The organism is Myxococcus sp. AB056 (assembly GCF_006547365.1).
GTDB classification, from domain to species: domain Bacteria; phylum Myxococcota; class Myxococcia; order Myxococcales; family Myxococcaceae; genus Myxococcus; species Myxococcus virescens.
On sequence record NZ_VHLB01000011.1, the window covers coordinates 1 to 25,327 of the forward strand.

Here is a 25,327-nt window from a genome sequence, read left to right on the forward strand (position 1 = left end):
CCGTGCGCCCGCCCGCCTGCCCGCCATCCCCACCCCGCCTGCGTTGCAAACGCCCACTGCCCAGCCCACCTTCCGGCAAAGGATGCCCGTGCGTGAACGTGACAAAAACGATGTGCTGGAGTCGCCCTGGCTCTCCCAGCAGGCCATGGCCCAGCTGTTCCGGGGGGAGCTGAGCCGCTCCGATACCTGGCGCACGCGCCTGGACACCACCACCAACTGGGCAATCACGACGACGGCGGCGGTCATCTCCTTCGGCTTCGCGTCGACGCAGAGCTCACACGTCACCTTCCTGGTGGGAATCTGGATGGTGGTGTCGTTCCTCCTCATCGAGGCGCGGCGCTACCGCTACTACGACTTGTGGAACCGCCGGGTGCGCCTGCTGGAGGACGGCTGGTGGGCCCCCATGCTCCGGCATGAGCCGGTGGACCCGGACGCCCTGCGCGAGCTGGCCCTGGAGCTGGAACGGCCCCAAATCCAGCTTTCTCTCTTCTCCGCCATCTCCACCCGGCTCAACCGCGCCTACGGGCCCATCCTGATGGTCCTGATGATGACGTGGTTCGTGAAGGTCTACAGCCACCCGAAGCCACCCGTGGACCTCGACGAGTTCCTGGCGCGGGCGGGGGTGGCCTGGATTCCCGGCGAGGCCGTGACGGCCATCCTGCTGCTGCTCACGCTGACCGCGTCCTACCTGTTCCTGTCGTCCTTCTTCATCCGGGCGCCCCTGGGCGAGCTGCGGACCCGGCCCCGGGGACGCCGGGCGGCCCTGTGGGAGGCCTTCTACCGGCCCTACGCCATCCGCACCCGGCGCAAACCCACCCGCCGCCCGCGGCCGTCTTCCACATCCGAGCACTGACACTCGGAGCGGATGCCCTCCCGCCCGGAATCCGGCCGGGTGACCCGCCAGGGTGCCCCTACCTCATGGCCGCCATGCCTCCGGCTGAATCCCGGGCGTTTTCGTCCTTTCGACACCAGGGAAATTGTGCTGTGACTCCGCACCCATGGCGACCACACGAACTGTCACGATCATCAATGGCGATGGCATTGGCCCCGAAGTCATGGCGGCCACCGTTCGCGTCCTCGAGGCGCTCAAGGTCCCCCTTGATTTCGAGTACAAGGACGCAGGCACGGAGGTGGTGGCCAAGTACGGCACCAACCTGCCTCACGAGACGGTGGAGGCGGTGCTGCGCAGCGGCATCGCGCTCAAGGGCCCCACGGGCACGGTGGTGGGCGGTGGCCTTCCGTCGGCCAACGTGGGCCTGCGCAAGCGGCTGGACCTGTACTCGTCGCTGCGGCCCGTGAAGAGCGTACCGAACGTGAAGACGCGCTACGAGGGCGTGGACCTCGTCGTGGTGCGTGAGAACACGGAGAGTCTCTACGCCGGCCTGGAGCACATCATCGTCCCGGGCGTGGTGGAGTCGCTGAAGATCATCACCGAGAAGGCCTCCACGCGGATTGCCCGCTTCGCCTTCGAGTACGCCCGCAAGCACGGCCGCAAGAAGGTCACCGCCGTGCACAAGGCGAACATCATGAAGCTGTCGGACGGCCTCTTCCTGGACTGCTGCCGCAAGGTGGGCCGTGAGTTCCCGGACATCACCTACGAGGAAGTCATCATCGACAACCTCGCCATGCAGCTCGTGAAGGACCCGACGCGCTTCGACGTGCTGCTGGCGGAGAACTTCTACGGCGACGTGCTCAGCGACCTGTGCGCGGGCCTGGTCGGCGGCCTGGGCGTGGTGCCGGGCGCCAACATCGGCGAGCGCACCGCCGTCTTCGAGGCCGTGCACGGCACCGCCCCGGACATCGCGGGCAAGGGCATCGCGAACCCCACCGCCCTGATGATGTCCGCGGTGATGATGCTGGACCACCTGGAGCTGGGCGAGGCGGCGCGCCGCATGGAGAACGCCATCTGGAAGGTGTACGGCTCGGGCGAGGTCCGCACCGGCGACCTCGGTGGCAAGGCCACCACCCGCGAGTTCACAGACGCCATCATCGGCGCGCTGTAGTTCGCACGGCGCAGGCCGTAGCAAGAAGCCCGGGGCGCCTTCACGGCGGCCCGGGCTTTTTCGTGCCCGGGTTACACCCTCGTGAACTTCACGCCGGTCCCTGACGCCCCTACCTCTCGGTATCCTGGTCCACGCGAAGTGCGGGAGAGCCACCGAAGCGGGCCAGGCTCACTCCGCTTGGTAAGGCACTGAATTAGGGGGCACTGGCTCCGAGCCATCCTGTATCGGCGGCACAGGAGATGACAGAGCGTCGGGACTCGGTGACTGAGCCGGGGCAACTGGGGGCGTTCGTGCAGGCGAAGCAGTGCCTGTGTCCCGAGCAGGCTCAACGGGATGCGGCGGCATTTGAGGCGGTGACGCTGGAGGCTCCTCGCTCGTCGGAATCGGAGCCTTCGCGACCACCTCCCCCTGAGCCGTCACCGCATAGACCTCCCACCAGTCGAGGACACGTCCACTCGGACCGTCACAGCGGTCAAAGCGTTGGTCCACCGCCACGAAGTACAAGCCCGGCGTCGGCCCCGCGAAGACGGAGACGTCCAAGCCCTGCTCCGGACTCGAACACCCCGCGAAGAGGTTTGGAAATGGGTTGGTCCTCACCACCTCACGAATTGCGCCTGCGGCAGCCAACGCGGCACCAGCCTCCATGCGCTCTACGACGGTTCTGGACGAATGCTCATCCGGCCACGGGACTTCACCCTTCCAAGCGGATGCAGGCGCGGCGCACCCTTGAAGCACCGCGACCAACCCTGCCACCGTCAGCGCCTTGCTCATTTTCCCGACCCTAATCACGGAGTAACTGCAATCCCCCGCTACGACATTGGGGGGCCACGTTCCGAAACGGAGGACGAGGAGGAGTGGGAGCACAGATGCCCAGCGTGACCCAGCTGCCCCTGGCGTCGCTCCACTGCTGGACCTCGCCCGTGGGGAAGTAGCGAAGGAAGAGCCGAGTCCCATCCTGGCGCTCCGCCACCAGTGCGGATGCCATCTCGATGACGGAGCCCATGAAGGCTGCTGGAGCAGGGTTTCCAGGTATCAAGCGCACTTCCGCCATGGACACGAAGGGCTTGAACGCGTCTGTAGGCCACACGCTCAAGTCCTGCGACGAAGGTGCCGCGGCACACGGATGGTTGTGGACGAAGCCCACGACCCACACCTGCGAAGATGGATAGTCCTCATCCCTCACTGCGAAGAACGGGCGGCAGGAAGCATGACTCCCCCGAACGGGCTCTGCCACCCGCCAGGACAACGAGTCTCGACCGCCCGCCACGTACACCGTCGAGCAATACTCCGTGGAGAGCCCTACGACGGGACGCCGTGTTCCCGGGTCGCACGCCGTCGCCCCAGGGAGATTCAGCAGCGCTTCCGCCACATCCCGAAGAAGGCTTATTGGGATGGAAGCATCCCCTGTGGGCATCTCGACAGCGGGGACTTCTGACCACGGGCCTCTCGCAACCTCCGCGTCGGAAGCGGTCATTGAGGGGGGAGTGGAACCTGCGCATCCCACCAGGAGGTGGAAAAGCAAAGCGCCAAGCCTGATGGAGCCAGCGGAGGCCATCGGCACGAATTATAGACGCAGTTCAACACACAGAGCGAACACGCACAGGACGCGCAGCGAAAGCGACACACGGTTCGACCTTCGTCGTATCCGCGTCGTCACCTCACGACCGGCAAGTGGCGTTCCAGCGCTTGGCGAAGAACACCAGGCCTCGCCCTTCACAAGCAAAGCCCGACGCCGAGCCCGTCAGCCGACCGTGACCTTCCGCACGCCCCGCGCCTCAAGCAGCGCGGGCAGCCGCTCACGCTGGTCGCCCTGGAGCACCAGCGTGTCGTCCTCCACCACGCCGCCGCAGCCGAGCGAATTCTTCAGCGCCTTGAGCCACACCTCGCGCTGAGCCGCGGGCAGCTCCAGGTGCTCCACCACCGTGACTTCCTTGCCGCCACGGCCCTTGCGCTCCATGCGAACCACCGCGCGCGCGGGGCCCTTGGGTTCTGCCTTCACAGGCGCCTGAGCCACGGGCGCGGCGGGAGCCTGAGGCAAGGCCTCCCGCTGCGCCGCGAGCGCGGCGAACGGGTTGTTGAACGGAGCCGCCGGTGCCGCCGGCGGCTCACCCTTCTTGTCGCGCTTGCCCATGGTGCGGGTGCCGCAGCCTCAGTGGTTGTGGCCCGCGTGGTCGTCGTGGCCGTGGCCATGGCCACCGGCCGGGCGCGGGCGCGGCGGAGGCAGCACGTCGAAGCCAGGGGCGCTCGGGTTCCCGTCCGCCATCACCAGCGCGTAGAGGAACGGCGCGGAGGGCGGTGTCTCGCGGCCGTTCACCAGCACCAGCGGCGTGCCCTGGATGTGGTGGCGCATGGCGTAGCGGGAGTCCTCCTGAATCTTCGCCGCCGTGGCCGGGCTGTTCATGCACACCTCCAGCTGCGAGCGCGGCACCGAGCCCGACGACGCAATCTCCACCGCCCGCTCCGTATCCAGCACGGCCTGCGCGGCGAACATCTTCTCACGCAGCTCCCAGTAGTCCGGCGCGCCCTCCAGGCAGATCTGCGCACGCGCCGCCACGCAGCGCACGCTGGGGGCATCCGGCCCACGGCGCGGAATCGCCGGGTTGCACGCGCCATCCAGCGGGAACTGGCGAGCCTCCAGCGACATCTTCCCTTCGGGAACCCGCTTCTTCAGCGCGGACAGCTCCTCCACCAGCATCTTGCAGTGGGGGCACTTGCTGTCCGTCCACTCGACGATCTTCACCGGCGCGTCCACCGGCCCATAGCGGTGACGCGCGGGCGCCGCGGCGGGCTGCGGCGTCTCGCTGCGGTACGCGGCCAGCGCATCCGCGATGAACTGCTGATGCTGCGGCGGCAACGAGCGCAGGAACTCCTCCAGCGACGCGGGCGGGGGCGGCGGCGTCTGCGGCGTCACGCCCGGCATCGGCGTGCTGGCCACCTGCGGCACGGGCGGCAGCAGCGCGGCACCGGACGCCTCCGACGCCTTGGGCGTGGCCCGGCCGGGAAGCAGCGTCGCCAGGAAGACCGCGGCGGTGACTCCCACCGTCCACTTCAGCGTGGCGCCCCACTCATCCGCGCCGGGCAGCAGCGGCCCGGGCAGGCCCTTCCAGGCCACACCCGCGAAGGCCACCACCAGCGCATAGGTCGCCAGACACGTGGGGCACAGCGCACCCGACTGCGCGCTCGCCACGGCGAAGACCACCACGGACACCAGGCCCGCGGCGGCCACCAGCCGCAGCCCGTTCGCCGCCGGGCGCACCGGACGGCCCGAGCGAGCCCACGCCAGGAACAGCGCGGACAGGCCCACCGCGACCAGACCCCACACGAGGCCCAGGGCCGCCACGGGCAGGCCCACCAGGTCATGCACACGGCTGGCGAAGGCGGAGTTCCACACCGTCTCGCAGTTCACCGTGTCGGAGACGCCGCACACGGTGGAGCCGCCACCGCGCAGGGTGAGCAACTGCATCCACTGGAAGATGGACATGCCACTCTCCGCGAGGCCCAGGACCAGCAGCGCCAGCGCGCCACGAGTCGCCACGGGGGTGGGCGAAGGGGAAGACGTCGAGCTCATGCATGCTCCGGGGGCGGGGACATCAGGACGAGGAGGCGGGCGGCATCGGGGCCGTCGTTGGCGACGCCGTGTTCGGCGCCCGCGGGGGCGAAAATGGCGGCGCCAGGACCGTGGACTTCCTCTTCGGCGCCCACGCGAAAGCGGCAGCGCCCGTCGAGGACGACATACACCTTGTCCGACGTGGCATGGCGGTGGGGCTTCTGGGCCTGTCCCGGCTGGAGGCAGTACACGTCCAGGAAGAAACGGCCGGACTGGAAGACATTGTGCTTCAGGAGCTTCTCCGGTGAGAAGTCCTGGAAGGACGACAGGTGCTTCACATCCATCGTGGCATTCGCTCCTTCGCCTCTATATAGCGACGGACATGGAACCGCTGTCTCTGCATTTTCTTCACGAGAAGGCGGGCGCCCGCTTTGGCGCCGTGGGCGGCCGGGAAACCGTGGCCGGGTATGGAGACTCGGAGGGAGAGTACCGGGCGGCGAAGGCGTCCGTGGCCCTCCATGATGCCTCCTACCGCGAAACCCTCCGAATCACTGGGGAAGACCGGGTCTCTTTCCTACACGGGATGGTCACCCAGGAGGTGAACAACCTGCCAGTGGGCACCGCGGCCTATGCCGCCATGGTTACCGTCAAGGGGGCCATGGTGGCGGATGCCCGCATCCTCAAGCGGGAGTCAGACCTCCTCCTGGATTTGGAGCCCGGCACCGGCGCCAAGGTGCGGGAGTTCCTGGATAAATACCTCATTTCCGAGGACGCCGAGCTGCATGAGGCCACGGGGGAGCTGGCCCTGCTCCGGCTGCTCGGGCCCCGGACGGCGGACGTCCTGTCGGCCGCCCTGGGCAGCCCCCATGCGCCGCTGTCGCACCATGCCGCCCGCACGGCCACGCTGGCCGGGCAAGAGGTGTGGCTGCTGGGGAGCACCGCCATCGAGCCCCATGGGGTCGACGTGTGGGTGCCGCGCGCCAGCCTGGAGGACGCCTGGCGGGCCCTGTCCGAGGCTGGCGCCGCTCACGGCCTGAAGCCCCTGGGCTTCGAGGCCCTGGAGCTGCTCCGCGTGGAGGCCGGCGTCCCCCGGTACGGCCAGGACATGGTGGCCACCACCATTCCGCTGGAAGCCAACCTGGCGAACGCCATCTCCTACAACAAGGGTTGCTACATCGGGCAGGAGGTCATCGCCCGAGCCACCTTCCGCGGCCACATGAACCGCAAGCTGACGGGGCTGCTGCTGGGCGACGCGGACGTGGCCCCTGGCACCGAGCTGCGGCGTGGGGAGAAGAAGGTGGGCTGGCTGACCAGCGTGGTGCAGTCGCCTGTCGCGGGGCAGCGGGTGGCCCTGGGCTACGTACACCGGGACTCGCTGGAGCCGGGCACCGAGCTGACGCTGGCGGCGGGCCCCGCCACGGTGAAGGTGGCGTCCCTCCCCTTCTCCGCGTGAAACAGTCCCAGCATACTGGTGAGCCATGTTCCCTGGCTCACCAAGCACCCTGCTTCGTCCCGCGCTGCTGTTCACGGCGCTGTCCCTCTTCCTGACGGGCTGCTTCAACGTCGAGCAGGACCTCTGGATTGAGCCGGGAGGTTCTGCTCGCCTCGTCGTCGACATGGGGATGCCCAGGTCCGTGACGGCGCTGGCGCGGCTGGGCGGCACGGCGGACGCCCGGGAGGCGCTGCTCGCGCAGGCGCGCGAGGCGGAGAAGACGCTGCGCCAGGACCCGGAAGTCTCCCAGGTGATGCTCCGGGACTACGAGAAGGACGGCCAGGTCCATCTCGTCTACGACGTGACGGTGAAGGACGTCACCCGGCTCCCGGAGCTCTACCGCCGCGCCGCCGAGCAGCACACTCAGGGCCAACCGTCATCGCCGAAGGATGCGTGGGACTTCCGCATCGAGCGCCAGGGCGGGAACTACGTCTACACCCAGCGTTTCAACCCGGAGAAGGCCTTCACCGCGCCGGTCGGCATCGGTGACGAGGCCGCGGAGCAGGCCGCCCAGGAGTTCGCGAAGGGCATGGTGAAGGCCATGCTCGTCAACAACCGCCTCACCCTCCGCATCCACGGCCCTGGCATCGGCGAGACGAACGGCACGGTGAACGAGCAGAAGGACACCGTGGAGTGGAAGCTCAACCTCGCGGAGCTGATGGACGCCCCCGCCGAGGGCCGCGAGTTCCGCGCCGTCATCCACGGCGGCGAGCCGCTCTGGCTGTGGCCACTGGTGCTGGGCGTGCCCATGATGGTGCTGCTGCTGACGATCGCCGCCGCCCGGAAGCGGCGGGGCATCGCCGCCCGATAACACACCCCTGACACACCTGTCACAGCACCCCTGCCGTCGCTGTCCCTCCGCACCAATCATTTCGAAGACTTCGCCTTGGAACGGACCTTGCTGAAGCAAGCGCCCGAGCATGCGACCCACGTCTTCGCTGACATGGCTGTCCTTCATCACCGGCGCGACCGTCATGGCGTCGGAGATGGCGGCGTCACGCCTGATGGCGCCCTACTTCGGCAGCAGCACGCCCGTCTGGGCCGCGCTCATCTCCCTGGTCCTGGGTGGGCTCGCGTTGGGCGCGCATCTGGGAGGCCGCGTGGCGGACCGCTCGGGTCGCCTGACACTGCTGCTGAGCGCGCTCTGCCTCTCCGCGCTCGCCCTGGCCATGTTGCCCTTCCTCGCGCGGGTGCTGCTGCCCGGCGCCACGGCCGCGGTGCTGGGCGGACGCCCCATGGAGGGGTTGGGCCGCGTGGCATTGCTGATGGTGGTGGCGATGCCGCCCCTGCTGGTGCTGGGCGCGGTGGGGCCGTACGTGCTGCGCGTGGGGCTGGCGGGAGTGGAGTCAGCGGGCGCGCATGCCGGACGGCTGTCCTCCGCATCCACGGTGGGCAGCATCACCGGAACGCTGCTGGCGGCCTTCGTCGTGCTGCCGCTGCTGGGCACCGCGCGCACCATGGCGCTCTTCGCGGCGGTGCTGGGGCTCACGGCCTCCTGGCGCCTCGGGTGGCGGTGGCGGCTGCCCGCCGTGGGCGTGCCCATGGTGGCGCTGGCCCTGGGCGCCCACGCCCTGCCCCGCGCCCCCAAGGCCGTGGACGTGGCCGAGTCCCCCTATGCCTTCATCCAGGTGGTGAAGGACGAACATGGCACCCGCTCCCTCGTCTTCGATGAGGGCTACGCGGTGCAGAGCGTCCACCGGCCTGGCCTGCCTGTGCGCGGCGAAGTCTTCGGGCACTACCTGCTGGTCCCCGCCATGGCCCAGGCAGCGCCTCGAGCGCCTCGGGTGCTCGTCCTGGGCCTGGGCGCGGGCACGAGCGCCCGGGGCCTGCGGGAGACGTACCCCGGCGTGGAGGTGGTGGGCGTGGAGCTGGACGCGGAGGTGGTGCGGCTGGGCCGTGCGCACTTCGACCTGCCCCCCGAGGTGGAAGTCCACGTCGGAGACGCGCGCGCCTTCCTCGCGAGCGACACCCGCCAGTACGACGTCATCCTGGTCGACGCGTTCCGCTTCCCCTACGTCCCCTTCCACCTGACGACGCGCGAGTTCGCCGCCGCCGTGGCCGCGCGCCTGAAGCCCGGTGGCGTGGCGTGCTTCAACGTGGGGCGCTACGCGCAGGAGCGCGCGGTGGTGGAGGCCGTGGGCGCCACGCTGGCCACCGTCTTCCCGGAGGTCCGGGCCGCCGACGCGCGCAACCACAGCAACACGCTGCTCTTCGCCGGAGCCCCCGGGCTCGCGGAGCGGCTCGCGGAACGCACACCGTCGCTTCCCGCCTCGCTGCGCCCGCTGGCGGAGCGCGTGGCCGGGGAGTTGGAGCCAGTGCCCGAGGGCGAGCCGCTGACGGACGACCGGGCCCCGGTGGAGCTGCTCACGGACGCCATCCTCCTGCGAGCCCTGTCGAGCGGGAAGGACCTCCAATGAAGCGCCTGCCCGCGATGCCGGAGTTCCTCGCGCCGCTGCCCCTGTTCGCGGTGGCGCTGATGGCGGTGAATGACCGCTGGCTCAAGCCCACCTTCCACAACGCCCTCACCGGCAAGCTGTCCGACGTCGCCATCTGCTTCTTCCTCCCGCTCTACGTGTCCGCGCTGCTGGCGCTGATGACGCGCTGGCCCAGGGCGCGCAGGGTGGCCGTGGGCGCGAGCTTCACCGCGTGCCTCTACACCGCGCTCAAGGTCTCCCAGCCCGCGGCGGACCTCTTCTGTGAGCTGCTGCGCCCTTTGGGCTTGCCGCTCGGCATCCGGAGCTTCCGAGCCTGGGCCGACCCCACCGACCTCGTCACCTTGCCGCTTGTCTGGGCGGCGGTGCGTTACAGCCGCGCCGCCGCCCGTGAACCGTCGTCCCTCCCCGCCTCACCCTCCACTGGAGTCAGCTCGTGAAAGTCATCCTGATGAACCTCGCGGCCACGGCCGCGCTCGCCACCACGGCGGTGCTGCTCGTCGCGGACTCGGGAGGGAAGGGCTGCCACCAGCCCGCCCAGAGCGTCACCTTCGACGTGGGCCACAACACGTGCGGAGCGCCGGGCATCCTCCGGGTGAGCACCCCCCAAGACACCTGCCGCCTCGACGTGGAGGCGGAAGAACGAACGGGCCTGCCCATGACGGGGGACGTCTACGACGGCAACGTGGACCTCCGCCAGGGAGACAACTGGTACCTGGCGGACATGAACGTCGCCATCACCGTGGACGCGGATGGTGGGACGCTGCCCGGCGACGTGGGCAGCGGAACAGTGGTCGAGGTCAACCGCGCGTGCGAAGTCCTGCGCGAAGGCGAGGTCCTCCGGCTGAAGTGCACCGCGCGCAGGGCGGACCTCGCCAACGAGCCGGTGAGCGCCTGCGAGGCCGTGCTCACCCCGCGCTGAGGCCCCCGGCGGCCAGCACTCCCACGCAGCCGCCGCCCAGCACCAACCACGCGGAATTGACGCGATAGCGGATGAGCAGCACGGCGGCCACGGCCGCCAGTGCCACCGGCAACGGGCTCACCAGCACGGTCCGCCCCAACTGCCACGTCACCACCGCCATCAGCGCGAGCGACGCCACGTTGACGCCGTCCAGGAAGGCGCCGGCCACCCACGAGCGACGCAGGCGTGGCACCAGCGGTCCACTCAGCGCCACGAAGACGAAGGCGGGCAGGAAGATGCCCGCCGTGGCCACCACCGCGCCGGATGGGCCGCCCATCACGTAGCCGATGAAGGTGGCCGTGGTGAACACGGGCCCCGGCGTCACCTGCCCTACCGCCACCGCGTCCAGCAACTGGGCTTCGGTCAGCCAACCGTAGCGCTCCACCAACCCGGTGCGGAGGAAGGCCAGCAGCACGTAGCCGCTGCCGTACAGCACCGAGCCCACCTTGACGAAGAAGAGGAAGAGGCCGTGCAGGGTGAAGGGGGCGGCGGCCGTGGCGGTGGCGGCCCCCAAGGGCAGCAGCGGCCACAGCGGCGCCACCCCCGTCCGAGGCGCGCCTGGCCGTTGTCGTTCCATGCCGCGCCACGCGAGCACGGCGAGCCCCGACAGGAGCAGCAGGAGCAGCTCATTGACGCCCATGAACGCCGCCGCCACGGCAGCCGCTCCCACGCTGGCGGCCAGCGGTGTCCGCACGACGGTGCGCAGCAGCCCCCAGAGCGCCTGGGCCACCACGGCGATGATGACGGCCTTCACGCCGTGCAACACGGCGTCCACCTTCGGCAGCGTTCCGAAGCGCGTGTACGCCCAGGCGATGGCCGCGACCATGAAGAAGGCGGGGAGGATGAAGCACGCACCCGCCACCAGCAGGCCGGGCCAGCCCGCGCGCCGATGGCCGATGTGGATGGCCAGCTCCGTGGAGTTGGGCCCCGGAATCAGGTTCGTGGCGCCGAGCAGGTCCACGAACTCCTCGCGCGACAGCCAGCCGCGGCGGCGCACCACCTCGTCCTCCATCATCGCGATGTGAGCCGCCGGCCCGCCGAAGGCGAACGTCCCCAGCCGGAGGAACAACCCCGCCAGCTCCCGCAGCGCGGTGACACGGTCCACCGGCGAAGCGGGAGACGAGGGAAGACCACCCTGCGGGGACGAGGAGGGACTCATGGGAATCGAGTGTCCCACGCCGCGCTTCCGGCGACCGCGCCCACGACAGGCGCGGTCGCCACACCGGACTCAGGCGGGAACCGCGTCCGGCTGCCGGTCGGCCTGGGCGGCCTGGAAGGCGGGCAGCGCCTGGCACTCGGCTTCGATGCGCAGCAGCGTGGGGTACGGCGACAGGTCCACGCCGAAGCGGCGCGCACCATAGAGCTGCGGCACCAGGCACACGTCCGCGAGCGACACCGCATCCCCGACGCAGAAGCGCCCCATCGTGGACTGCACCGCCGCCTCCAGCGCCTCCAGGCCCCGCGTGTTCCAGTAGGCCGACCACGCCTTGTCGTCCGCGCTCAGCACCTGCTTGACGTGCTGCATCACGGACAGGTTCTGCAGGGGCTGGATGCCGGAGTTCACCATCTCCGCCAGCATCCGGGCCTTCGCCCGGAGGAACGCGTCAGCGGGCAGCAGCGCGGGCGCCGGGAAGCGCTCCTCCAGGTACTCCAGCACCGGCAGCGACTGGGACAACCGGCGCACCGAGCCATCCGCCTCCGTCCACTCCAGCGTGGGCAGCGTGCGCATGGGATTGATCGCCCGGTACGCGGCGCTGTTCTGCTCGCCGCCGTCCTTCACCAGGTGCACCGGCACGTACTCGAACGCCAGCCCCTTCAGGTGCAGGCCGATGCGCACCCGCCAGGACGCGGACGAGCGCCAGTAGCTGTAGAGCCGAAGGCCCTTCATGGAACCTTCACCACCTTCTGGGAGATGCGGCCGAACACGCTGCGGCCCTCGGCGTCCGTCATCTCGATGTCGATGGTGTCGCCCGGCTTCATGAAGGGCGTCTTGGGCGCGCCCTGCTCAATCGTCTCAATCATCCGGCGCTCGGCGAGGCAGGAGATGCCGCGCTCGCGGTCCGCGTTGGACACGGTGCCGCTGCCCAGGATGGTGCCCGCCGTGTAGCTGCGCGTCTTGCACAGGTGCTGGATGAGGTCGAAGAAGGAGAAGTGCATCTCCGGACCCGCGTCCGTGTCGCCCACCTGCTGCCCGTTGAGCACCGAGCGCAGCCGCAGGTGGATGCGCCCGTCGCGCCAGGCCGCGCCCAGTTCGTCCGGCGTCACCGCGAAGGGGCTGAAGGCCGTGGCCGGCTTGCTCTGGAAGAAGCCGAAGCCCTTGGCCAGCTCGTTGGGGATGAGGTTGCGCAGGGACACGTCATTGGCCAGCATCAGCAGCTTGACGTGCGGCGCCGCGTTCTCCGCCTTCGTGCCCTGGGGCGTGTCGCCCAGGATGGCGCAGACCTCGCCTTCGAAATCCAGACCCCAGGCCTCGTCGGCCAGGGGGATGTCGGCGGTGGGCGCCAGGAAGTCCCCGGAGCCGCCCTGGTACACCAGCGGGTCCGTCTTCAACGTCTCCGGGGGCTCGGCGCCGCGCGCCTTGCGCACCAGGATGACGTGGTTGAGGTACGCGCTGCCGTCCACCCATTCGTAGGCGCGAGGCAGGGGCGCGTGCAGGGCGCTGACGTCCAGCGGGCGGCTCTGCACCGTGCCCGCCTCCAACTGGGCGTCCAGCGCGCGCAGCTGGGGTTCCTTCGTCTCCCAGTCGTCCAGCGCGGCTTGCAGCGTGAGCGCCACGTTGGTGGCCAGCGCATAGGCCGTGTTGTCCCGCTTGACGACGATGAGGCGGCCGTCACGGGTTCCGTCCTTGAGCGTCGCGAGCTTCAATGCCGGGCTCCCCGGCGGCCTCTGAGGAAAATAGCCGGGCCGCCTCGTGTGTCCGGGCTTTTCCGACGGAGATTCCGGGGTGTCAAGCAAGACGGACACGCGCCACCGGAGAAAAGCGAACGGCCGACACGTGGCGAAAAAAGAGCGCACGGGCGGAACCGGCCGCCCGTGCGCTCCTTGCTGCTTCAGTCACTCACGCCCGGAGCGGATTCACGACCTCGGGGCAGTGCCAGTACGTGTACTCGCAGGCCTCCTGCTCGGCATCGCAGGGCACCTGGATGATGGTGATGGCCTCGCACGGATGGCGCGGAGCCTTGCTCTGGCCTCCACCCCTCGTGCGGCCTTCGTCAGGGACCGCTCCCTGGGTCTCCAGCGCGTCCTTCGCGTCTGGAGGTGGCGTCACCCCCGCCGGATGGACGGGAGCGGATGCGCCCTTCGCCGGGCCTCCCCGGCCCTTTCGAGAAGTCCCGCGCGAGTCCTGACGCGACTCCTGCGTGGACGCCACCGGCGGCGCCGACACCACCGGCAGCAGGCCCGGGGCGGCGCCCAGCACCGCGCCCAGGACGTACAACTTCGTGTTCATGAAACCCCCTTGCCGGGTGCAGCCGCCGGCGCGCCCCTTCGGCGCGCCGGTACCGGAGCAGCGGCAGGGACGTCAGTACCAGGTGGGTCTGACATTCCCTGCCCTTCCGGACAGGGCCGGGAAGGTGCCGCCAGGATGCCCCATCCGCCCTCCCGCTCTAGACGTGTCACCGCCTGCGGCTAGGATGGCGCGCCCGCCCGGAGCCCGTCACCGTCATGCCATTCCAGATCACCGTTCACTCGCAGGACCGCATCCTCGAGGTTGTCTATCCCCCGCAAGTCACGACCGCGGACCTGGCCGAGTACCTGGCCGACGTGAAGAAGGCCATCAACGACCTGGCCGGTGAGTGGTCCGCCCTGGTGGACCAGTCCCAGCTCCGGGTGATGCCCAGCGACGTGGTGACGGCCATGGCCAGCCTCAACGCCTTCGCCCAGCTCCACGGCATGAAGCGCTCCGCCCGGGTCGTCAGTGACGCCCCCTCCGGGCTCCAGGCCTGGCGGATGACAAAGCGCGCCATGCTGAGCATCCCCACCCGCACCTTCGAGACGCGGGGGGAAGCCCTCCAGTGGCTGCGCGACCCCGACGCGGACTGAGGCGCGCGCGAACTGTCCGCCAGCAGACAGCAGGAACGCCTTTTTTCACATATATTGCGGCAGCCCGCCCCCGACGGGGCTGGGCCTCACATCTCCCGTAGGAGTGGTTGTCTCATGCGTATCCCCCGGACCGACGCCCGCAGGAAGCTGCTCGGCGCGCTGTTGTGTACCTTCTCCGTCGCGGCCTGTGGACCGGCTTCGGAGGGCGAGCCCGCTGGCAGCGGCTCCAGCGAGCAGCCCGTCGTCTATGGCAACGATGACCGGATGGACGTGTACGCGCACCCCGACGCCACCCTGCGGCAGTACGCGATGCAGGCCAGCGCCGTCATGGTCGACCCCTTCGAGATTGACGACTCGGACCCCAACAACGTCGTCTTCACCAGCCTCACGCTGGGCGAGTATGCCGACCTCTGCCCGGGCCAGCGCTTCATCGACGACCCGTCGCCCGGCTACTGCTCGGGCACGCTCATCGACGATGACCTCCTGCTGACCGCCGGCCACTGCGTGGAAACCGCGGCCGACTGCAGGGACTTCAAGTGGGCCTTCAACTTCTACCGGCCTGACGCGAACTCGGTGCAGACCATGACCACGCAGGACATCTTCAGCTGCAAGGAGATTGTCGTGCGGCGGGACAACACCTCCAGCGGCCGCACGCTGGACTACGCCATCATCCGCCTGGACCGTTCGGCGGCGCCGCGCTTCACGCCCGCGCCCATCCGCCCGGGCAACGCCGCCATGACGACGGGCGCCAACGTGGCCGTCATCGGTTCGGGCAGCGGCATCCCGCTCAAGATTGACTCGGGCGGCATCGTCCGCAACGGCCGCGCCAGCACCCTGGACTACTTCACCGCCACCACCGACACCTTCGGCGGCAACTCCGGCTCGGCCGTCTACGACATGTCGAGCCACACCATCGCCGGCATCCTGGTGCGCGGCGAAACGGACTACATCTTTCAGGGCAACTGCCGCGTCGTGAACGAGTGCAGCCAGAACGGCACGGACTGCGGCGGCGAGGACATCACCTACGTCCGCCCGGCCATCGAGGCGTTCTGCGCCGCCCACACCAGCGTCCGGCTGTGCAACACCACGCCGCCGCCGCCGACGTCCTTCGACTTCACGGCCAGCAACACCCAGAACGCCACCGTGAACACCACCCGCCACACGGTGGAGCTCACCGCCGGCCAGAGCATCACCGTGGGCACCTGCGGCCTGACGGGCGCCAGCGCCACCGGTGACACGTGGCTGCGCGTCAATGGCCCCAGCGGCATCGAGGTCGCCTCCAACGATGATGGCTGCGCCACGGGCCGCGGCTCCAAGGTGACTTTCACGGCCGGCGCGGCTGGGAACTACGAAATCATCGCGGGCTGCTACAGCAACACCAGCTGCAGCGGCACGGTGGCGTGGACCATTGGCACGGCGACGCCGCCGGCCACCTCCGGCACGTTCAACTACAGCTCGGTCAACTCCGACAGCGCGCGGCAGAACACCACCAACGAGAACGTCACCCTCACGGCCGGCCAGAGCCTCTCCTTCGGCACCTGCAACGTGGCGGGCGCCTCCGGCACGGGTGACTCGTTCATCCGCCTGTACAACGCCGCCGGCACGCAGGTGAAGTTCAACGACGACGGCGCCGGCTGCGGCTCGCTGTCCCACGCCACCTACACGGTGCCGGCGGGCGCGGGCGGCACGTATCAGATCCGCGCGGGCTGCTACGGCAACACCAGCTGCAGCGGCACGGTGGGCTGGACCGTCCAGTAGTCACGTTCCACCGACGAGGTGGGCACCGCGGGGCGCGTCACTCTTCACGGAGTGGCCGCCCCGCTGTCGCATCTGGCCACCCGCTCGCGGTTGAAGGACCTCTCCGCGGCGCGTTAAAATTCACACATTCGGCCGTTCGGTCCCGGAGCGTGCGTGGTCCTGAGGATTCGACCCGAACAGATGGCGTGCCTCGACACCTCGGTACGCGGCGCCTACGTGAGCAGCGTGGTGCGCTTCCTGAGGACGCAGCTCCCCCGGGAGAGCGCGGACCTGAAGGAGCGGGAGCTGCGCGCGCGGGCCGAGCGCGGCATCGACGCCGCGGCCCGGCATGGCATCACCGCGCGCTGGGACGTGGCCCGCTTCATCGCCTGTCAGCTCTGCCTGGGCGAGCACTTCGACACGGACCCGGCCCATGCCTGGCCCCAGGCCGTGCTCGCGCGGCCGTACCTCACGCCTTCCCGGAAGATGGACTGGATTGAGCGCCATTACCTGCGGCCCCGTCGCGGGCGCTCCCCCACCGTGCCCTGACCCATGCCCTACCTTCCCCTGCGCTGCGACTGGACGCACTTCGCCCCTTCCCAGGAGACGCTCGCCGTCACCTACGACCCGCCGGATGAAGGACGGCTCGTCTCCGTCCAGTTGGAGGTGCGCGACTACGCGGATGCCCTCGTGTACCGCTCGGACGCGCTCGATTGCCGCGGCGGCCCGGCGGCCATCACCTGGTCGGGCGCGCTGAACGTGGGCAATGACGCCATCCAGGAACCCTTCGCCACGCCGCTGAGGGCGCCCTACACGCTCCGGGTCGAAGCCGTCATCGAAGCGGATGCGCGCGAGGACCTGCGCCAGCCCGAGGACCTGCCCAACACCGAGCTGGGCAGCGTGGCGCCCTGCGAGTCCCGGCGTGACGAATCCCTCCCGGAGGAAGAAGCGAGGGAGCTGCCGCTCCCGCCTCCCACCACCGCGCGGGTCAACGTCCTCTACCATTCGGTGGAGGTCGTCCGCGGACCCTGGCTGGCCACCGGCGAGGTGTTCGTCCGGGGCACCGCCGCCAGCATCTGCCACAAGCTCAACCAGCTCGGGTACTACGCCGGCCCTCCGGCACGCGCGGCGGCCACCCCGGACCTGCTGGACAAGGCCAAGGAGCGCTTCCGTCGCAACCACGGCGACCTGCGAATCATCCCCGCGCCCACGAACGACGATTTCGAGAACGCGCTGGACGGCGCGCTGGGGCACGCCCATGGCGCACGGCCGACGCTGGTCGATGACCAGAGCAACCCCGTCCCGGAAGGCACCGCGATTCCAGGAGGGAATGGAGCGCCGCTGCGCGTCTACGTGGAGGCCGTGGGCTTCGACGAGGACCTCGCCAACCAGACCGACGAGTTCATGCGGCAGATTCCTTCCAACCGGGGCAATGCCGCCATCGACTGGAGCACGCTGCACAACAAGACGCGGAGCGAGGCCGGCAAGCTCAACCGCCCGCTCGTGCCGCTCGAAGCGGTCATCTACCTCAAGGGCCATGATGGAAGCCGCGTCGCCGCCCCCCAGGCCGTGGGCGCGGTGCGGGTGGACTGGTCCGCGCTCGAGCCGGGCGAGGACGTGTCGCACCTGCCCTTGAATCACGACCTGCACCTGGGAACCCGGGCCTACGTCAACCGCGTCCTCGGCAGCGACTTCGTCGACCTCGCGGGCGACGGTGGCACGAACTGCCCCGTGGCCTACGGCGGCATCCGCACCAAGGACGGCAACTTCCGCAACCCCTTCTGGCGGGAGCCCCAGTCCTATGCCCCCTACGCAACGCCCACGGAGGACGCCAGGGCCAAGAAGCTCTGGGTCCCCGCATTCACGGACGGCGCCGCGCATCCGAACCGCGTGGGCCGCTCGGGCATCTACCTCCAACCGTCACTGATTGCCGGCGACCGATACCAGGTGCGCGCGCGGCTCAGCTACGCGGGCCGCGGCAATGCCATGCAGCTCGAGGCCGCCAACCCCGTCTGCCAGTACGAGACGAAGCCCATCGTCGTCTGGCGCCGGGTGGAGGTCTTCGGCATCGTGGGCTGGCCGCTGCGCAACCACGGGAACCTGCCGCAGAAGTGCCGGGACCGCTACGCGGAGGCCTACCTGGAGGTCGACTTCTCCCACACGCAGTACCGGCGCATCTCCCAGGTCATCAACGACACGGACTACTCGGACTGGTTCACCCACATCCGGAGGCACGTCAAGCCGTCCGTCGCCAGCGTCGTTGGCCTGCTGGACACCACGCACGTGCATGACGCCAGCCCCGTCGTGCGGCTCCGCCCTGACGTGGAACTCAGCGCCAACCAGAAGAACAACATCTGGTTTTTCGTCAGCGACATGTTCAACGAGCTGGTCAGCGCGGCGAACGTCCGCAGCGCCGGCGGATTCCTGCTGTCGCGCATCTCCGACAGACTCCGCACGGGGGATGCGCCCTGCGGCGGCATCGTCATGCTCGAATACAAGCTGTCGGATGACATCGTGGACGCGCTCAGGACGTCGGACGCCGGAGAGGTACCCACGACCTCCAACGGCAACGGCGACCTGCTGGGCATCATCGACCAGAGCGTGGATGCGAACCCCGACTTCGTCTTCACCCACGAGGTGGGCCACTGCTTCTGGTTGACCCACCACGAGGCCTCCTCGGGCGTGGTTCCCCAGCACCACGACCCGCTCGACCACAACTGCATGATGAGCTACCCCGACTGGGAGCAGAAGCGGCCGCAGTACCCGCATCATGCGCCGGCCCGCTTCGACCCGCACTTCTGCGGCAAGTGCAACCTCAAGCTGCGGGGCTGGGACATCACCCACGACGACATCCTGGCGCTCGATCCGCCCGCTCCGGTCGACCAGCTCAGCACCCTCTTCTATTACGACCGCGCGGACCCCGGGCTGCAGTGGAACGTCGAGCTGGGGCACGTGCGCAACGCCTTCGCCCTTGCCTCACGGGGTCCGTTCCGTGAGCGCTTCTTCGACCGGGACGCGAACTTCGACACCTGGGTGAACCAGCTCGGCGACTGCGACATCTACCACCACGTCACCCACGGGAACGTGCGCTGCTCGAAGCACGCCATGCGCCTCGCGTCCATGGACATGGCCTACCCCCGCTACCCGACGTGGTGCCGGAATGACCCGTCCAAGGTGGATGGCCTGGCGGCCAAGGAGGAGAAGCTCTGCATGGAAACCGGCTTCGACCCGGTCGCGCTCACCCAGTGGGCGAAGGAGTCACTCATCACGCCGAAGCTGGGCTGGAGCCTCTTGAGCCCCGACCACACGCTGAGAAGCGTCATCCAGTGGACCGTGGACGACAACGACAGCAGCCGCGACGTCGAGTTCACCTACGAGGCCATCGAGCAGGCCTTCAAGCGCGGCAAGAAGCCGCCCCGGCTGCTCGCCTTCTTCAGCTCGTGCCTGATTGGCTGGGAGCATCACTTCGCCCGGCTCTTCATCAACCATGGAACGCCCTATGTCATCGCGTTCCGCAGCCGCTACCAGACCTCCCAGGCCCTGCCCTTCAGCCAGGAGTTCTACCGCATCCTGGCCCTGGGCAAGCTCGAGCCGCAATTCATCCACCGCGCGTTCCAGACCGCGGCGACGGGCAACCCCCACGCCGAGCCCTGCCTGTTCACGAAGGACAACATCCTCCGCTGCGTCGCGAAGACCAAGGCGGGCGAGGCGGAGTTCCACGACGTCAAGTGGGACTCCAAGGAGTTCTACGAGCCGCGCTTCCCCACCACGCAATGACGCATGGACCTCAAGCGAGCCCCACCCCACCCTTGACAGTCCCGAGTCCCAGGTCTAACGCAAGGCGCCATGAGCACTCCCCAGTTCCCGCCCTCTCCGACGCGCGCCATCAGCAGTGACGGCCCCTTCCGAGCCCTGCTGCTGGAGAACATCCACCCGTCCGCGGGGGAGATGCTGGCCGCCGAGGGCTTCCAGGTGGAGCGCGTCTCGTCCGCCCTCAAGCCGGACGAGCTGGCGGAGCGGCTGAAGGGGGTGCACCTGCTGGGCATCCGCAGCAAGACGACGGTGCCGCTCGCGGCGCTGGAGCACGCGGAGAACCTGCTGGCCATTGGTGCCTTCTGCATCGGCACCAACCAGGTGGACCTGACGTCCGCCAACACGCACGGCGTCCCCGTCTTCAACGCGCCCTTCAGCAACACGCGCAGCGTGGCGGAGATGGTGATTGCGGAAATCATCGTCCTGACGCGGCAGCTCTTCGACCGCAGCCGGGAGGTCCACGCGGGCCAGTGGCGCAAGGTGGCCACCGGCAGCCATGAGGTGCGCGGCAAGACGCTGGGCATCATCGGCTATGGCCACATCGGCTCGCAGCTGGGCGTCATCGCCGAGGCACTGGGCATGCGCGTCCTCTACTTCGACGTGATGACCCGGCTGCCGCTGGGCAACGCGCAGCCGGCCATCACCCTGGAGGAGCTGCTCGGCGCTTCCGACTTCGTCACCCTCCACGTGCCCGCGCTGCCCACCACGCACATGATGATGGGCGCCGAGCAGATTGCCCAGATGAAGAAGGGCGCGTGCCTCATCAACGCCAGCCGCGGCACGGTGGTGGACATCGACGCGCTGGCGCGGGCGCTCCAGTCCAAGCACCTGGGCGGCGCCGCGGTGGACGTCTACCCGGAGGAGCCGGAGAGCAACTCGGACGGCTTCGTCACCGCGCTCCAGGGCCTGCCCAACGTGGTCCTCACGCCGCACATCGGCGGGTCCACGGAAGAGGCGCAGGCCTCCATCGGCAAGGAGGTGGCCACCAGCCTGCTGAAGTACTTCAAGGCGGGCGCCAGCACGGGCGCGGTCAACTTCCCGCACATCGAGGCGCCGCTCATCCCGGGCACGCACCGCATCCTCAACGTGCACCGCAACATCCCGGGCGTGCTGCGCGACATCAACCGCATCGTCTCCGACCTCAACGCCAACATCCACGCCCAGGTGCTCAGCACGGACGCCAACATCGGCTACCTGCTGATGGACCTGGACCAGGACGTGTCCACCCCGGTGTGCGAGGCCATCGCCGGGCTGGAGACGGACATCAAGACGCGCATCCTGTCCTGATGTCCGGCGCCCTCAGGCATCCACGACCTTGCCCGGGTTGAGGATGCCTCGAGGGTCCAGCGCCCGCTTGAGGGTGCGCAGCAGGGCCAGCTCCGCCGGCGCGCGTGAGTAGCCCAGGTAGTCCTTCTTCAGCAGGCCGACGCCGTGCTCGGCGGAGATGCTTCCGCCGTGCTTCTGCACCAGCGCGAACATGGTGGGGTCCGCCTGCTTCGTGTGGGCCAGGAACTCCGCCTTGTCCATGGCGTCCGGCTTCATCACGTTGACGTGCAGGTTGCCGTCGCCGATGTGCCCGAAGAGGCAGATTTCCCAGCCCGGGTAGCGCGCGCTGAAGATGGCCTCCAGCTCCGCGCAGAAGGCCTCCAGCCCCGCCACCGGCAGGGAGATGTCGTTCTTGTGCGGCAGGCCGGTGGCGGAGAGGCTCTCGCTGATGCCCTCGCGCAGCGCCCACAGCTCGGCCGCCTGCGCCGCGCCCTGGGCCTGGACGCCGTCCGTCACCAGCTCGCGCTCGAAGAGCGAGCCCAGCCAGCCCTCCACCGCCGCGGCGTCCTTCGCCTCCGCCTCCAGCAGCACGTAGCACTCGCTGGGCGTCTCGAAGGGCGGGCGCAGCTTGCGGTGGCGGCTCAGGCGCGCCATGCACCGGTCGGTGAAGAACTCGTAGGCGGAGATGCTGAAGGCGTTCTGCCGGCGCGCGTCGCGGAACAGCCGCAGCACGGCCGCCACGTCCGGCACCGCGAAGAGGAACACGTCCTGCTTGCCGGGGAGCTGGGTGAGCTTGAGGGTGGCCTCGGTGATGACGCCCAGGGTGCCCTCGCTGCCGATGAAGAGCTGGCGCAGGTCGGTGCCGGTGTTGTTCTTCTCCAGCGCGCCATTGAGCTCCAGCACTTCTCCCTGGGCGGTGACGACCTGGAGCCCCAGCACCCACTGGCGCGTGAGGCCGTAGCGGATGACCTTCACCCCGCCCGCGTTGGTGGCGATGTTGCCGCCCACCGTGCTGGAGCCCTTGGAGGCGAAGTCCACCGGCCAGGTGAGGCCGTGCTCCGCGCAGTGGTGGTGGACGGCCTCCGTCACCGCGCCCGCCTGCACGCGCACCGTGTTGCCGAGCAGGTCCACCGGCCCCATGCGCGTCATGCGCTGGAGGGACAGGACCAGTTCGCCCCGGGCCGCCACCGCGCCGCCTGCCAGCCCGGTACGGCCGCCGGAGGGCACCACGGCGATGTGATGCTGGTGGCACAGGGCCAGCAGCCGGGCGACCTCGTCCGTCGTCCGGGGAAGCGCTACCGCGGCGGGGGCGGGCGTGTAGACGCGCGTCCAGTCACGGCCGTACTCCTGGAGTTCGCCTGGCTCCCGGGTGAGGAAATCTACGGGGAAGCCCTCGGTGATGGCCTGGAGGAAGTCGGCGGGGAGCGCGGCGGTGGACATGCCTCTAGGCGTATTGCAGCCAGACGGCTGTGACAAGGTGCAGCACAGGGCGCGTTGGCGCCGAATCCGCCAAGGAATCGAAGGGAGGGCGTATAGGGCGTGGGCCCATGGCGGAATCCGCCCGTTTTCAGCCCCTCCGCGAGGAACCCCTTATGCCGAAATCCCTGTCCCGGTGCATCCAGGCCCTTCCCCTGCTCGCGGCCCTGTTCGCGGCCTCCACCGCGGTGGCGGAACGGGCTGAAAACGGCCGGGAATACGTCTTCACGACCGTGGATAGCTACACCGTCCGGCTCGAAGGCACCATCGAGATAACGGGCGTGCTCCAAGGCGAAGAATCTCCCCGAACGCTGACCTTCTCGGCGCCAAACAACACCCAGAACAGTGCGGTGGCGTACCGCGACCGCTGCGACCGACTGGCCCTGCTCGCCATGAGCAAACCTGGCGCCTACCTGTTCACCACGTCGTCGGGAGGCAGCATCAGTTACAACCAATTCGCCTGCAACCTGACCCGCGTCCCCTAGCACCGCACGTCGATGGCACGAACGGCGCCCATGGGGACGAACCGAAAGACGTGGCTGGTGTTGACGCTGACCGTGGCGGGACTCCTCGCGGGGTGTTCTCCGGAATCAGGCCCCACGGAAGAGGACGCGGACGGGGACGGTGTCTCGGACGCGGCCGACTGCGCGCCCGGCGATGCGAGCCGGTGGCGGCTCCTGGAAGGCTCCGCGGACGATGACCGCGACGGCGTGGGCGCAGGCGCGATGCGCGAGGTCTGCGCCGGCGAGCGCCTCCCCGAGGGCTGGAGCCAGCAAAGCGGCGACTGCGCTCCGGGCGACGCGACCCGCTGGCGGGAGCGGGCCGGGCTCTATCCTGACCAGGACGGAGACGGAGCGACCGCGGAAGGCCCGGTGACGGGCTGCGTGGGCGACACGCTCGTGGGCTACCGCGAGCAACCCGGCACGCCGGACTGCGACGACAACGCCCCCCGCTTCGCCGCATCCATCCAGCTCTGGCCGGACGCGGACTTCGACGGCATCGGCAACGGCGAGCCCATCTCCCACTGCGCGGGCAGGGACCTGTCCCGGGGCTACGCTGCGGTCGACGGCGACTGCGCACCCGACGACCGCGCGCGCTCGACGTGGCGCGACTACACTCACCGGGACGCGGACGGCGACGGCTTCACCGTGCCCGAGGAAGGCCGGGTCTGCTCCGGCATGACATTGCCCGCCGGCTACGCCCTGGAGGCGCGCGGCCTGGATTGCGACGACACGAACGCCGCATGGTGGCAGGACCGCACCGTCTACGCGGATGTGGACGGAGACGGCTTCGGCAGTGGTGACCCCGTCATGCGGTGCACGGGCCGCACGGCGCCTCCCGGCTACGCGCTGGACTCCGTTGACTGCGCGCCGGAGGACTCCACGCGGTGGCAGTGGCGCTCCTATGCCCACCGGGACTCAGACGGTGACGGCGACACGGTGCCCGAACAGGGCGTGACCTGCAGCGGCGCGGCGCTTCCTCCGGGCCATGCCCCGTGGCCCACCGGCCATGACTGCGACGACCGCGATGCCACCGCCATGGTGACCTGGCACGTGTATTCCGACGATGACGGGGACGGCTTCGGCACGGGCACGCGGCAGACCTTCTGCGCGGGCCGGCAGATTCCCTCTGGGTACTCGGCGGTGAACACTGACTGCGACGACACGGCCCCCCTCCTCTGGCGGCTCCTGGCCTACTCGCACCGGGATGCGGACGGTGACAGCTTCACCGCGCCGGAGGTGGGCACGGTGTGCTGGGGCATGGCGCTGCCGCCCGGCCATGCCACCACACCACGAGGGAATGACTGCGACGACGCGGACCAGAGCATCCACACCACCGTCCAGGCCTGGACGGATGCAGACGGGGACGGCGTGGGCGCGGGAGACGCGGTCGCGCTGTGCACGAATGGCACGGTGCCCGCGCCGTGGTCGGCCCAAGGGACGGACTGCGCGGCGGAAGACGCGGCGCGCTGGCGACAGGCAGCCTACGCGCATGTGGACCGGGACGCGGATGGGCACACCCACCCCGAAGCAGGAACCGTGTGCACCGGTGCGTCACTTCCCGAGCCCTACTTCACCCAGGCCACGGGTAACGATTGCGATGACACGGACGCCGCGCTCTACCGGAACGTTGTTCTCTACCCCGACATGGATGGCGACGGCGTAGGCACCTCGCCCCGCACGATTCCCTGCATCGGCGCACAGACGCCCCTGGGCTTCTCCCTCAAGGGATACGACGTGGACGACTCGGACGCGTCCATCCAGGAGGACCCCGAGGACGACCTGATGTTGGAGCTCATCCTCGACTAGACGCAGACGCTGGCAACGCCAGACGCACTTTGAATAACAATTCCCAGTGGGCGACAGGTGGCTGCCACAGGCTTTATTCCTCGTCGAAGGACTCCTCCCGCCCGAGGAGCGCCTCCCCCGCACACACTGGAAATCCGATGATGCGTCTCGCAAGAACCTCATGGCTCTGGGCCCTCCTCCTGGTCCTTTCCGCCTGTACCCCTGACAGTCCCACCCCCACGCCCGACGCCGGCACGCAGCCACACGACTC

22 protein-coding genes are annotated in these 25,327 nt (G+C 69.4%); 14 read left to right on the forward strand and 8 right to left on the reverse strand.

Going from position 1 to position 25,327, the window contains the following annotated elements; genetic code table 11:
- The first annotated feature begins 82 nt into the window (after nt 1-82).
- Nucleotides 83-853: a DUF2270 domain-containing protein gene (locus FMP39_RS07280; protein ID WP_090488647.1), complete on the forward strand. Its 771-nt coding sequence runs from the start codon at nt 83-85 to the stop codon at nt 851-853.
- 145 nt (nt 854-998) lie between these two features.
- Nucleotides 999-2,003: an isocitrate/isopropylmalate dehydrogenase family protein gene (locus FMP39_RS07285; protein WP_141589254.1), complete on the forward strand. Its 1,005-nt coding sequence runs from the start codon at nt 999-1,001 to the stop codon at nt 2,001-2,003.
- A 1,741-nt stretch (nt 2,004-3,744) separates the two neighbouring features.
- Here FMP39_RS07285 and FMP39_RS07290 read toward each other — a convergent pair.
- The 3 genes from FMP39_RS07290 to FMP39_RS07300 are packed head-to-tail and all read right to left on the reverse strand — an operon-like array spanning nt 3,745 to nt 5,894.
- Nucleotides 3,745-4,134, reverse strand: a complete 390-nt coding sequence (locus FMP39_RS07290) for a translation initiation factor (RefSeq protein WP_141589256.1) — start codon at nt 4,132-4,134, stop codon at nt 3,745-3,747.
- Nucleotides 4,135-4,152: 18 nt separating this feature from the next.
- The gene (locus FMP39_RS07295) at nt 4,153-5,571 is read right to left on the reverse strand and encodes a thioredoxin domain-containing protein (protein WP_194858279.1); all 1,419 of its coding nucleotides are present in this window, start codon (nt 5,569-5,571) and stop codon (nt 4,153-4,155) included.
- Complete coding sequence (locus FMP39_RS07300; RefSeq protein WP_011556273.1) at nt 5,568-5,894, reverse strand: cupin domain-containing protein; 327 nt, start codon at nt 5,892-5,894, stop codon at nt 5,568-5,570. The genes FMP39_RS07295 and FMP39_RS07300 overlap by 4 nt, the downstream gene beginning before the upstream one ends.
- A gap of 38 nt (nt 5,895-5,932) precedes the next feature.
- Between FMP39_RS07300 and FMP39_RS07305 the strand changes: the two genes are divergently transcribed.
- The 5 genes from FMP39_RS07305 (at nt 5,933) to FMP39_RS07325 (ending at nt 10,396) form a co-directional block, all read left to right on the forward strand.
- A complete protein-coding gene (locus tag FMP39_RS07305) occupies nt 5,933-7,003 on the forward strand; it encodes an aminomethyltransferase family protein (RefSeq protein WP_141589257.1) in 1,071 nt (356 codons plus the stop codon).
- 25 nt (nt 7,004-7,028) lie between these two features.
- Nucleotides 7,029-7,853, forward strand: a complete 825-nt coding sequence (locus tag FMP39_RS07310) for a hypothetical protein (protein WP_141589258.1) — start codon at nt 7,029-7,031, stop codon at nt 7,851-7,853.
- A gap of 109 nt (nt 7,854-7,962) precedes the next feature.
- Nucleotides 7,963-9,459 (forward strand): fused MFS/spermidine synthase, encoded by a 1,497-nt coding sequence (locus FMP39_RS07315; protein WP_141589259.1) that lies wholly within the window; start codon nt 7,963-7,965, stop codon nt 9,457-9,459.
- On the forward strand, nt 9,456-9,914 hold the full coding sequence (locus FMP39_RS07320; RefSeq protein ID WP_141589260.1) for a hypothetical protein: 459 nt from the start codon (nt 9,456-9,458) through the stop codon (nt 9,912-9,914). Before FMP39_RS07315 ends, FMP39_RS07320 begins: the two co-directional genes overlap by 4 nt.
- Nucleotides 9,911-10,396 carry a hypothetical protein gene (locus tag FMP39_RS07325; RefSeq protein WP_141589261.1) on the forward strand — a complete coding sequence of 162 codons (486 nt, stop codon included), beginning with the start codon at nt 9,911-9,913 and terminating at the stop codon, nt 10,394-10,396. Before FMP39_RS07320 ends, FMP39_RS07325 begins: the two co-directional genes overlap by 4 nt.
- On the opposite strand, the gene chrA is transcribed toward FMP39_RS07325, so the two are convergent.
- From chrA to FMP39_RS07345, 4 genes are all read right to left on the reverse strand, one after another.
- Nucleotides 10,383-11,594 carry a chromate efflux transporter gene (gene chrA / locus FMP39_RS07330; protein ID WP_141589262.1) on the reverse strand — a complete coding sequence of 404 codons (1,212 nt, stop codon included), beginning with the start codon at nt 11,592-11,594 and terminating at the stop codon, nt 10,383-10,385. The genes FMP39_RS07325 and chrA overlap by 14 nt on opposite strands.
- A gap of 69 nt (nt 11,595-11,663) precedes the next feature.
- Complete coding sequence (gene maiA, locus FMP39_RS07335; protein ID WP_141589263.1) at nt 11,664-12,323, reverse strand: maleylacetoacetate isomerase; 660 nt, start codon at nt 12,321-12,323, stop codon at nt 11,664-11,666.
- Complete coding sequence (locus tag FMP39_RS07340; RefSeq protein ID WP_090488623.1) at nt 12,320-13,300, reverse strand: fumarylacetoacetate hydrolase family protein; 981 nt, start codon at nt 13,298-13,300, stop codon at nt 12,320-12,322. The genes maiA and FMP39_RS07340 overlap by 4 nt, the downstream gene beginning before the upstream one ends.
- Nucleotides 13,301-13,493: 193 nt before the next feature.
- Entirely contained in the window at nt 13,494-13,883 is a 390-nt protein-coding gene (locus FMP39_RS07345) for a hypothetical protein (protein ID WP_141252665.1), read from the reverse strand.
- Between the two features lie 215 nt (nt 13,884-14,098).
- On the opposite strand from FMP39_RS07345, the gene FMP39_RS07350 reads away from it, so the two are divergent.
- The 5 genes from FMP39_RS07350 to serA all read left to right on the forward strand — a co-directional run bounded on the left by FMP39_RS07350 (nt 14,099) and on the right by serA (nt 21,313).
- Nucleotides 14,099-14,476: an STAS/SEC14 domain-containing protein gene (locus tag FMP39_RS07350; protein ID WP_011556283.1), complete on the forward strand. Its 378-nt coding sequence runs from the start codon at nt 14,099-14,101 to the stop codon at nt 14,474-14,476.
- A 114-nt stretch (nt 14,477-14,590) separates the two neighbouring features.
- The gene (locus tag FMP39_RS07355; RefSeq protein WP_141589264.1) at nt 14,591-16,234 is read left to right on the forward strand and encodes a serine protease; all 1,644 of its coding nucleotides are present in this window, start codon (nt 14,591-14,593) and stop codon (nt 16,232-16,234) included.
- A 180-nt stretch (nt 16,235-16,414) separates the two neighbouring features.
- Nucleotides 16,415-16,762: a hypothetical protein gene (locus FMP39_RS07360; protein WP_228557752.1), complete on the forward strand. Its 348-nt coding sequence runs from the start codon at nt 16,415-16,417 to the stop codon at nt 16,760-16,762.
- Between the two features lie 3 nt (nt 16,763-16,765).
- A complete protein-coding gene (locus FMP39_RS07365) occupies nt 16,766-19,990 on the forward strand; it encodes a hypothetical protein (protein WP_141589265.1) in 3,225 nt (1,074 codons plus the stop codon).
- A 69-nt stretch (nt 19,991-20,059) separates the two neighbouring features.
- Nucleotides 20,060-21,313 carry a phosphoglycerate dehydrogenase gene (gene serA / locus FMP39_RS07370; RefSeq protein ID WP_141252669.1) on the forward strand — a complete coding sequence of 418 codons (1,254 nt, stop codon included), beginning with the start codon at nt 20,060-20,062 and terminating at the stop codon, nt 21,311-21,313.
- Between the two features lie 12 nt (nt 21,314-21,325).
- On the opposite strand, the gene FMP39_RS07375 is transcribed toward serA, so the two are convergent.
- A complete protein-coding gene (locus FMP39_RS07375; protein ID WP_141589266.1) occupies nt 21,326-22,732 on the reverse strand; it encodes an FAD-binding oxidoreductase in 1,407 nt (468 codons plus the stop codon).
- A 152-nt stretch (nt 22,733-22,884) separates the two neighbouring features.
- Here FMP39_RS07375 and FMP39_RS07380 point away from each other — a divergent pair, with 152 nt between their 5' ends.
- Both FMP39_RS07380 and FMP39_RS07385 read left to right on the forward strand, forming a co-directional pair.
- The gene (locus FMP39_RS07380; protein WP_228557753.1) at nt 22,885-23,253 is read left to right on the forward strand and encodes a hypothetical protein; all 369 of its coding nucleotides are present in this window, start codon (nt 22,885-22,887) and stop codon (nt 23,251-23,253) included.
- Between the two features lie 30 nt (nt 23,254-23,283).
- Nucleotides 23,284-25,077 carry a hypothetical protein gene (locus FMP39_RS07385; protein ID WP_228557754.1) on the forward strand — a complete coding sequence of 598 codons (1,794 nt, stop codon included), beginning with the start codon at nt 23,284-23,286 and terminating at the stop codon, nt 25,075-25,077.
- Nucleotides 25,078-25,327 lie beyond the last annotated feature (250 nt).

What these genes read in the sequence shown, in the direction of transcription:
- FMP39_RS07280 (WP_090488647.1), top strand. Translation starts at nt 83, where the DNA reads ATGCCCGTGCGTGAACGTGACAAAAACGATGTGCTGGAGTCGCCCTGG.
- FMP39_RS07285 (WP_141589254.1), top strand. Translation starts at nt 999, where the DNA reads ATGGCGACCACACGAACTGTCACGATCATCAATGGCGATGGCATTGGC.
- FMP39_RS07290 (WP_141589256.1), bottom strand. Translation starts at nt 4,134, where the DNA reads ATGGGCAAGCGCGACAAGAAGGGTGAGCCGCCGGCGGCACCGGCGGCT.
- FMP39_RS07295 (WP_194858279.1), bottom strand. Translation starts at nt 5,571, where the DNA reads ATGAGCTCGACGTCTTCCCCTTCGCCCACCCCCGTGGCGACTCGTGGC.
- FMP39_RS07300 (WP_011556273.1), bottom strand. Translation starts at nt 5,894, where the DNA reads ATGGATGTGAAGCACCTGTCGTCCTTCCAGGACTTCTCACCGGAGAAG.
- FMP39_RS07305 (WP_141589257.1), top strand. Translation starts at nt 5,933, where the DNA reads ATGGAACCGCTGTCTCTGCATTTTCTTCACGAGAAGGCGGGCGCCCGC.
- FMP39_RS07310 (WP_141589258.1), top strand. Translation starts at nt 7,029, where the DNA reads ATGTTCCCTGGCTCACCAAGCACCCTGCTTCGTCCCGCGCTGCTGTTC.
- FMP39_RS07315 (WP_141589259.1), top strand. Translation starts at nt 7,963, where the DNA reads ATGCGACCCACGTCTTCGCTGACATGGCTGTCCTTCATCACCGGCGCG.
- FMP39_RS07320 (WP_141589260.1), top strand. Translation starts at nt 9,456, where the DNA reads ATGAAGCGCCTGCCCGCGATGCCGGAGTTCCTCGCGCCGCTGCCCCTG.
- chrA (WP_141589262.1), bottom strand. Translation starts at nt 11,594, where the DNA reads ATGAGTCCCTCCTCGTCCCCGCAGGGTGGTCTTCCCTCGTCTCCCGCT.
- maiA (WP_141589263.1), bottom strand. Translation starts at nt 12,323, where the DNA reads ATGAAGGGCCTTCGGCTCTACAGCTACTGGCGCTCGTCCGCGTCCTGG.
- FMP39_RS07345 (WP_141252665.1), bottom strand. Translation starts at nt 13,883, where the DNA reads ATGAACACGAAGTTGTACGTCCTGGGCGCGGTGCTGGGCGCCGCCCCG.
- FMP39_RS07350 (WP_011556283.1), top strand. Translation starts at nt 14,099, where the DNA reads ATGCCATTCCAGATCACCGTTCACTCGCAGGACCGCATCCTCGAGGTT.
- FMP39_RS07355 (WP_141589264.1), top strand. Translation starts at nt 14,591, where the DNA reads ATGCGTATCCCCCGGACCGACGCCCGCAGGAAGCTGCTCGGCGCGCTG.
- FMP39_RS07360 (WP_228557752.1), top strand. Translation starts at nt 16,415, where the DNA reads ATGGCGTGCCTCGACACCTCGGTACGCGGCGCCTACGTGAGCAGCGTG.
- FMP39_RS07365 (WP_141589265.1), top strand. Translation starts at nt 16,766, where the DNA reads ATGCCCTACCTTCCCCTGCGCTGCGACTGGACGCACTTCGCCCCTTCC.
- serA (WP_141252669.1), top strand. Translation starts at nt 20,060, where the DNA reads ATGAGCACTCCCCAGTTCCCGCCCTCTCCGACGCGCGCCATCAGCAGT.
- FMP39_RS07375 (WP_141589266.1), bottom strand. Translation starts at nt 22,732, where the DNA reads ATGTCCACCGCCGCGCTCCCCGCCGACTTCCTCCAGGCCATCACCGAG.
- FMP39_RS07380 (WP_228557753.1), top strand. Translation starts at nt 22,885, where the DNA reads ATGCCGAAATCCCTGTCCCGGTGCATCCAGGCCCTTCCCCTGCTCGCG.
- FMP39_RS07385 (WP_228557754.1), top strand. Translation starts at nt 23,284, where the DNA reads ATGGGGACGAACCGAAAGACGTGGCTGGTGTTGACGCTGACCGTGGCG.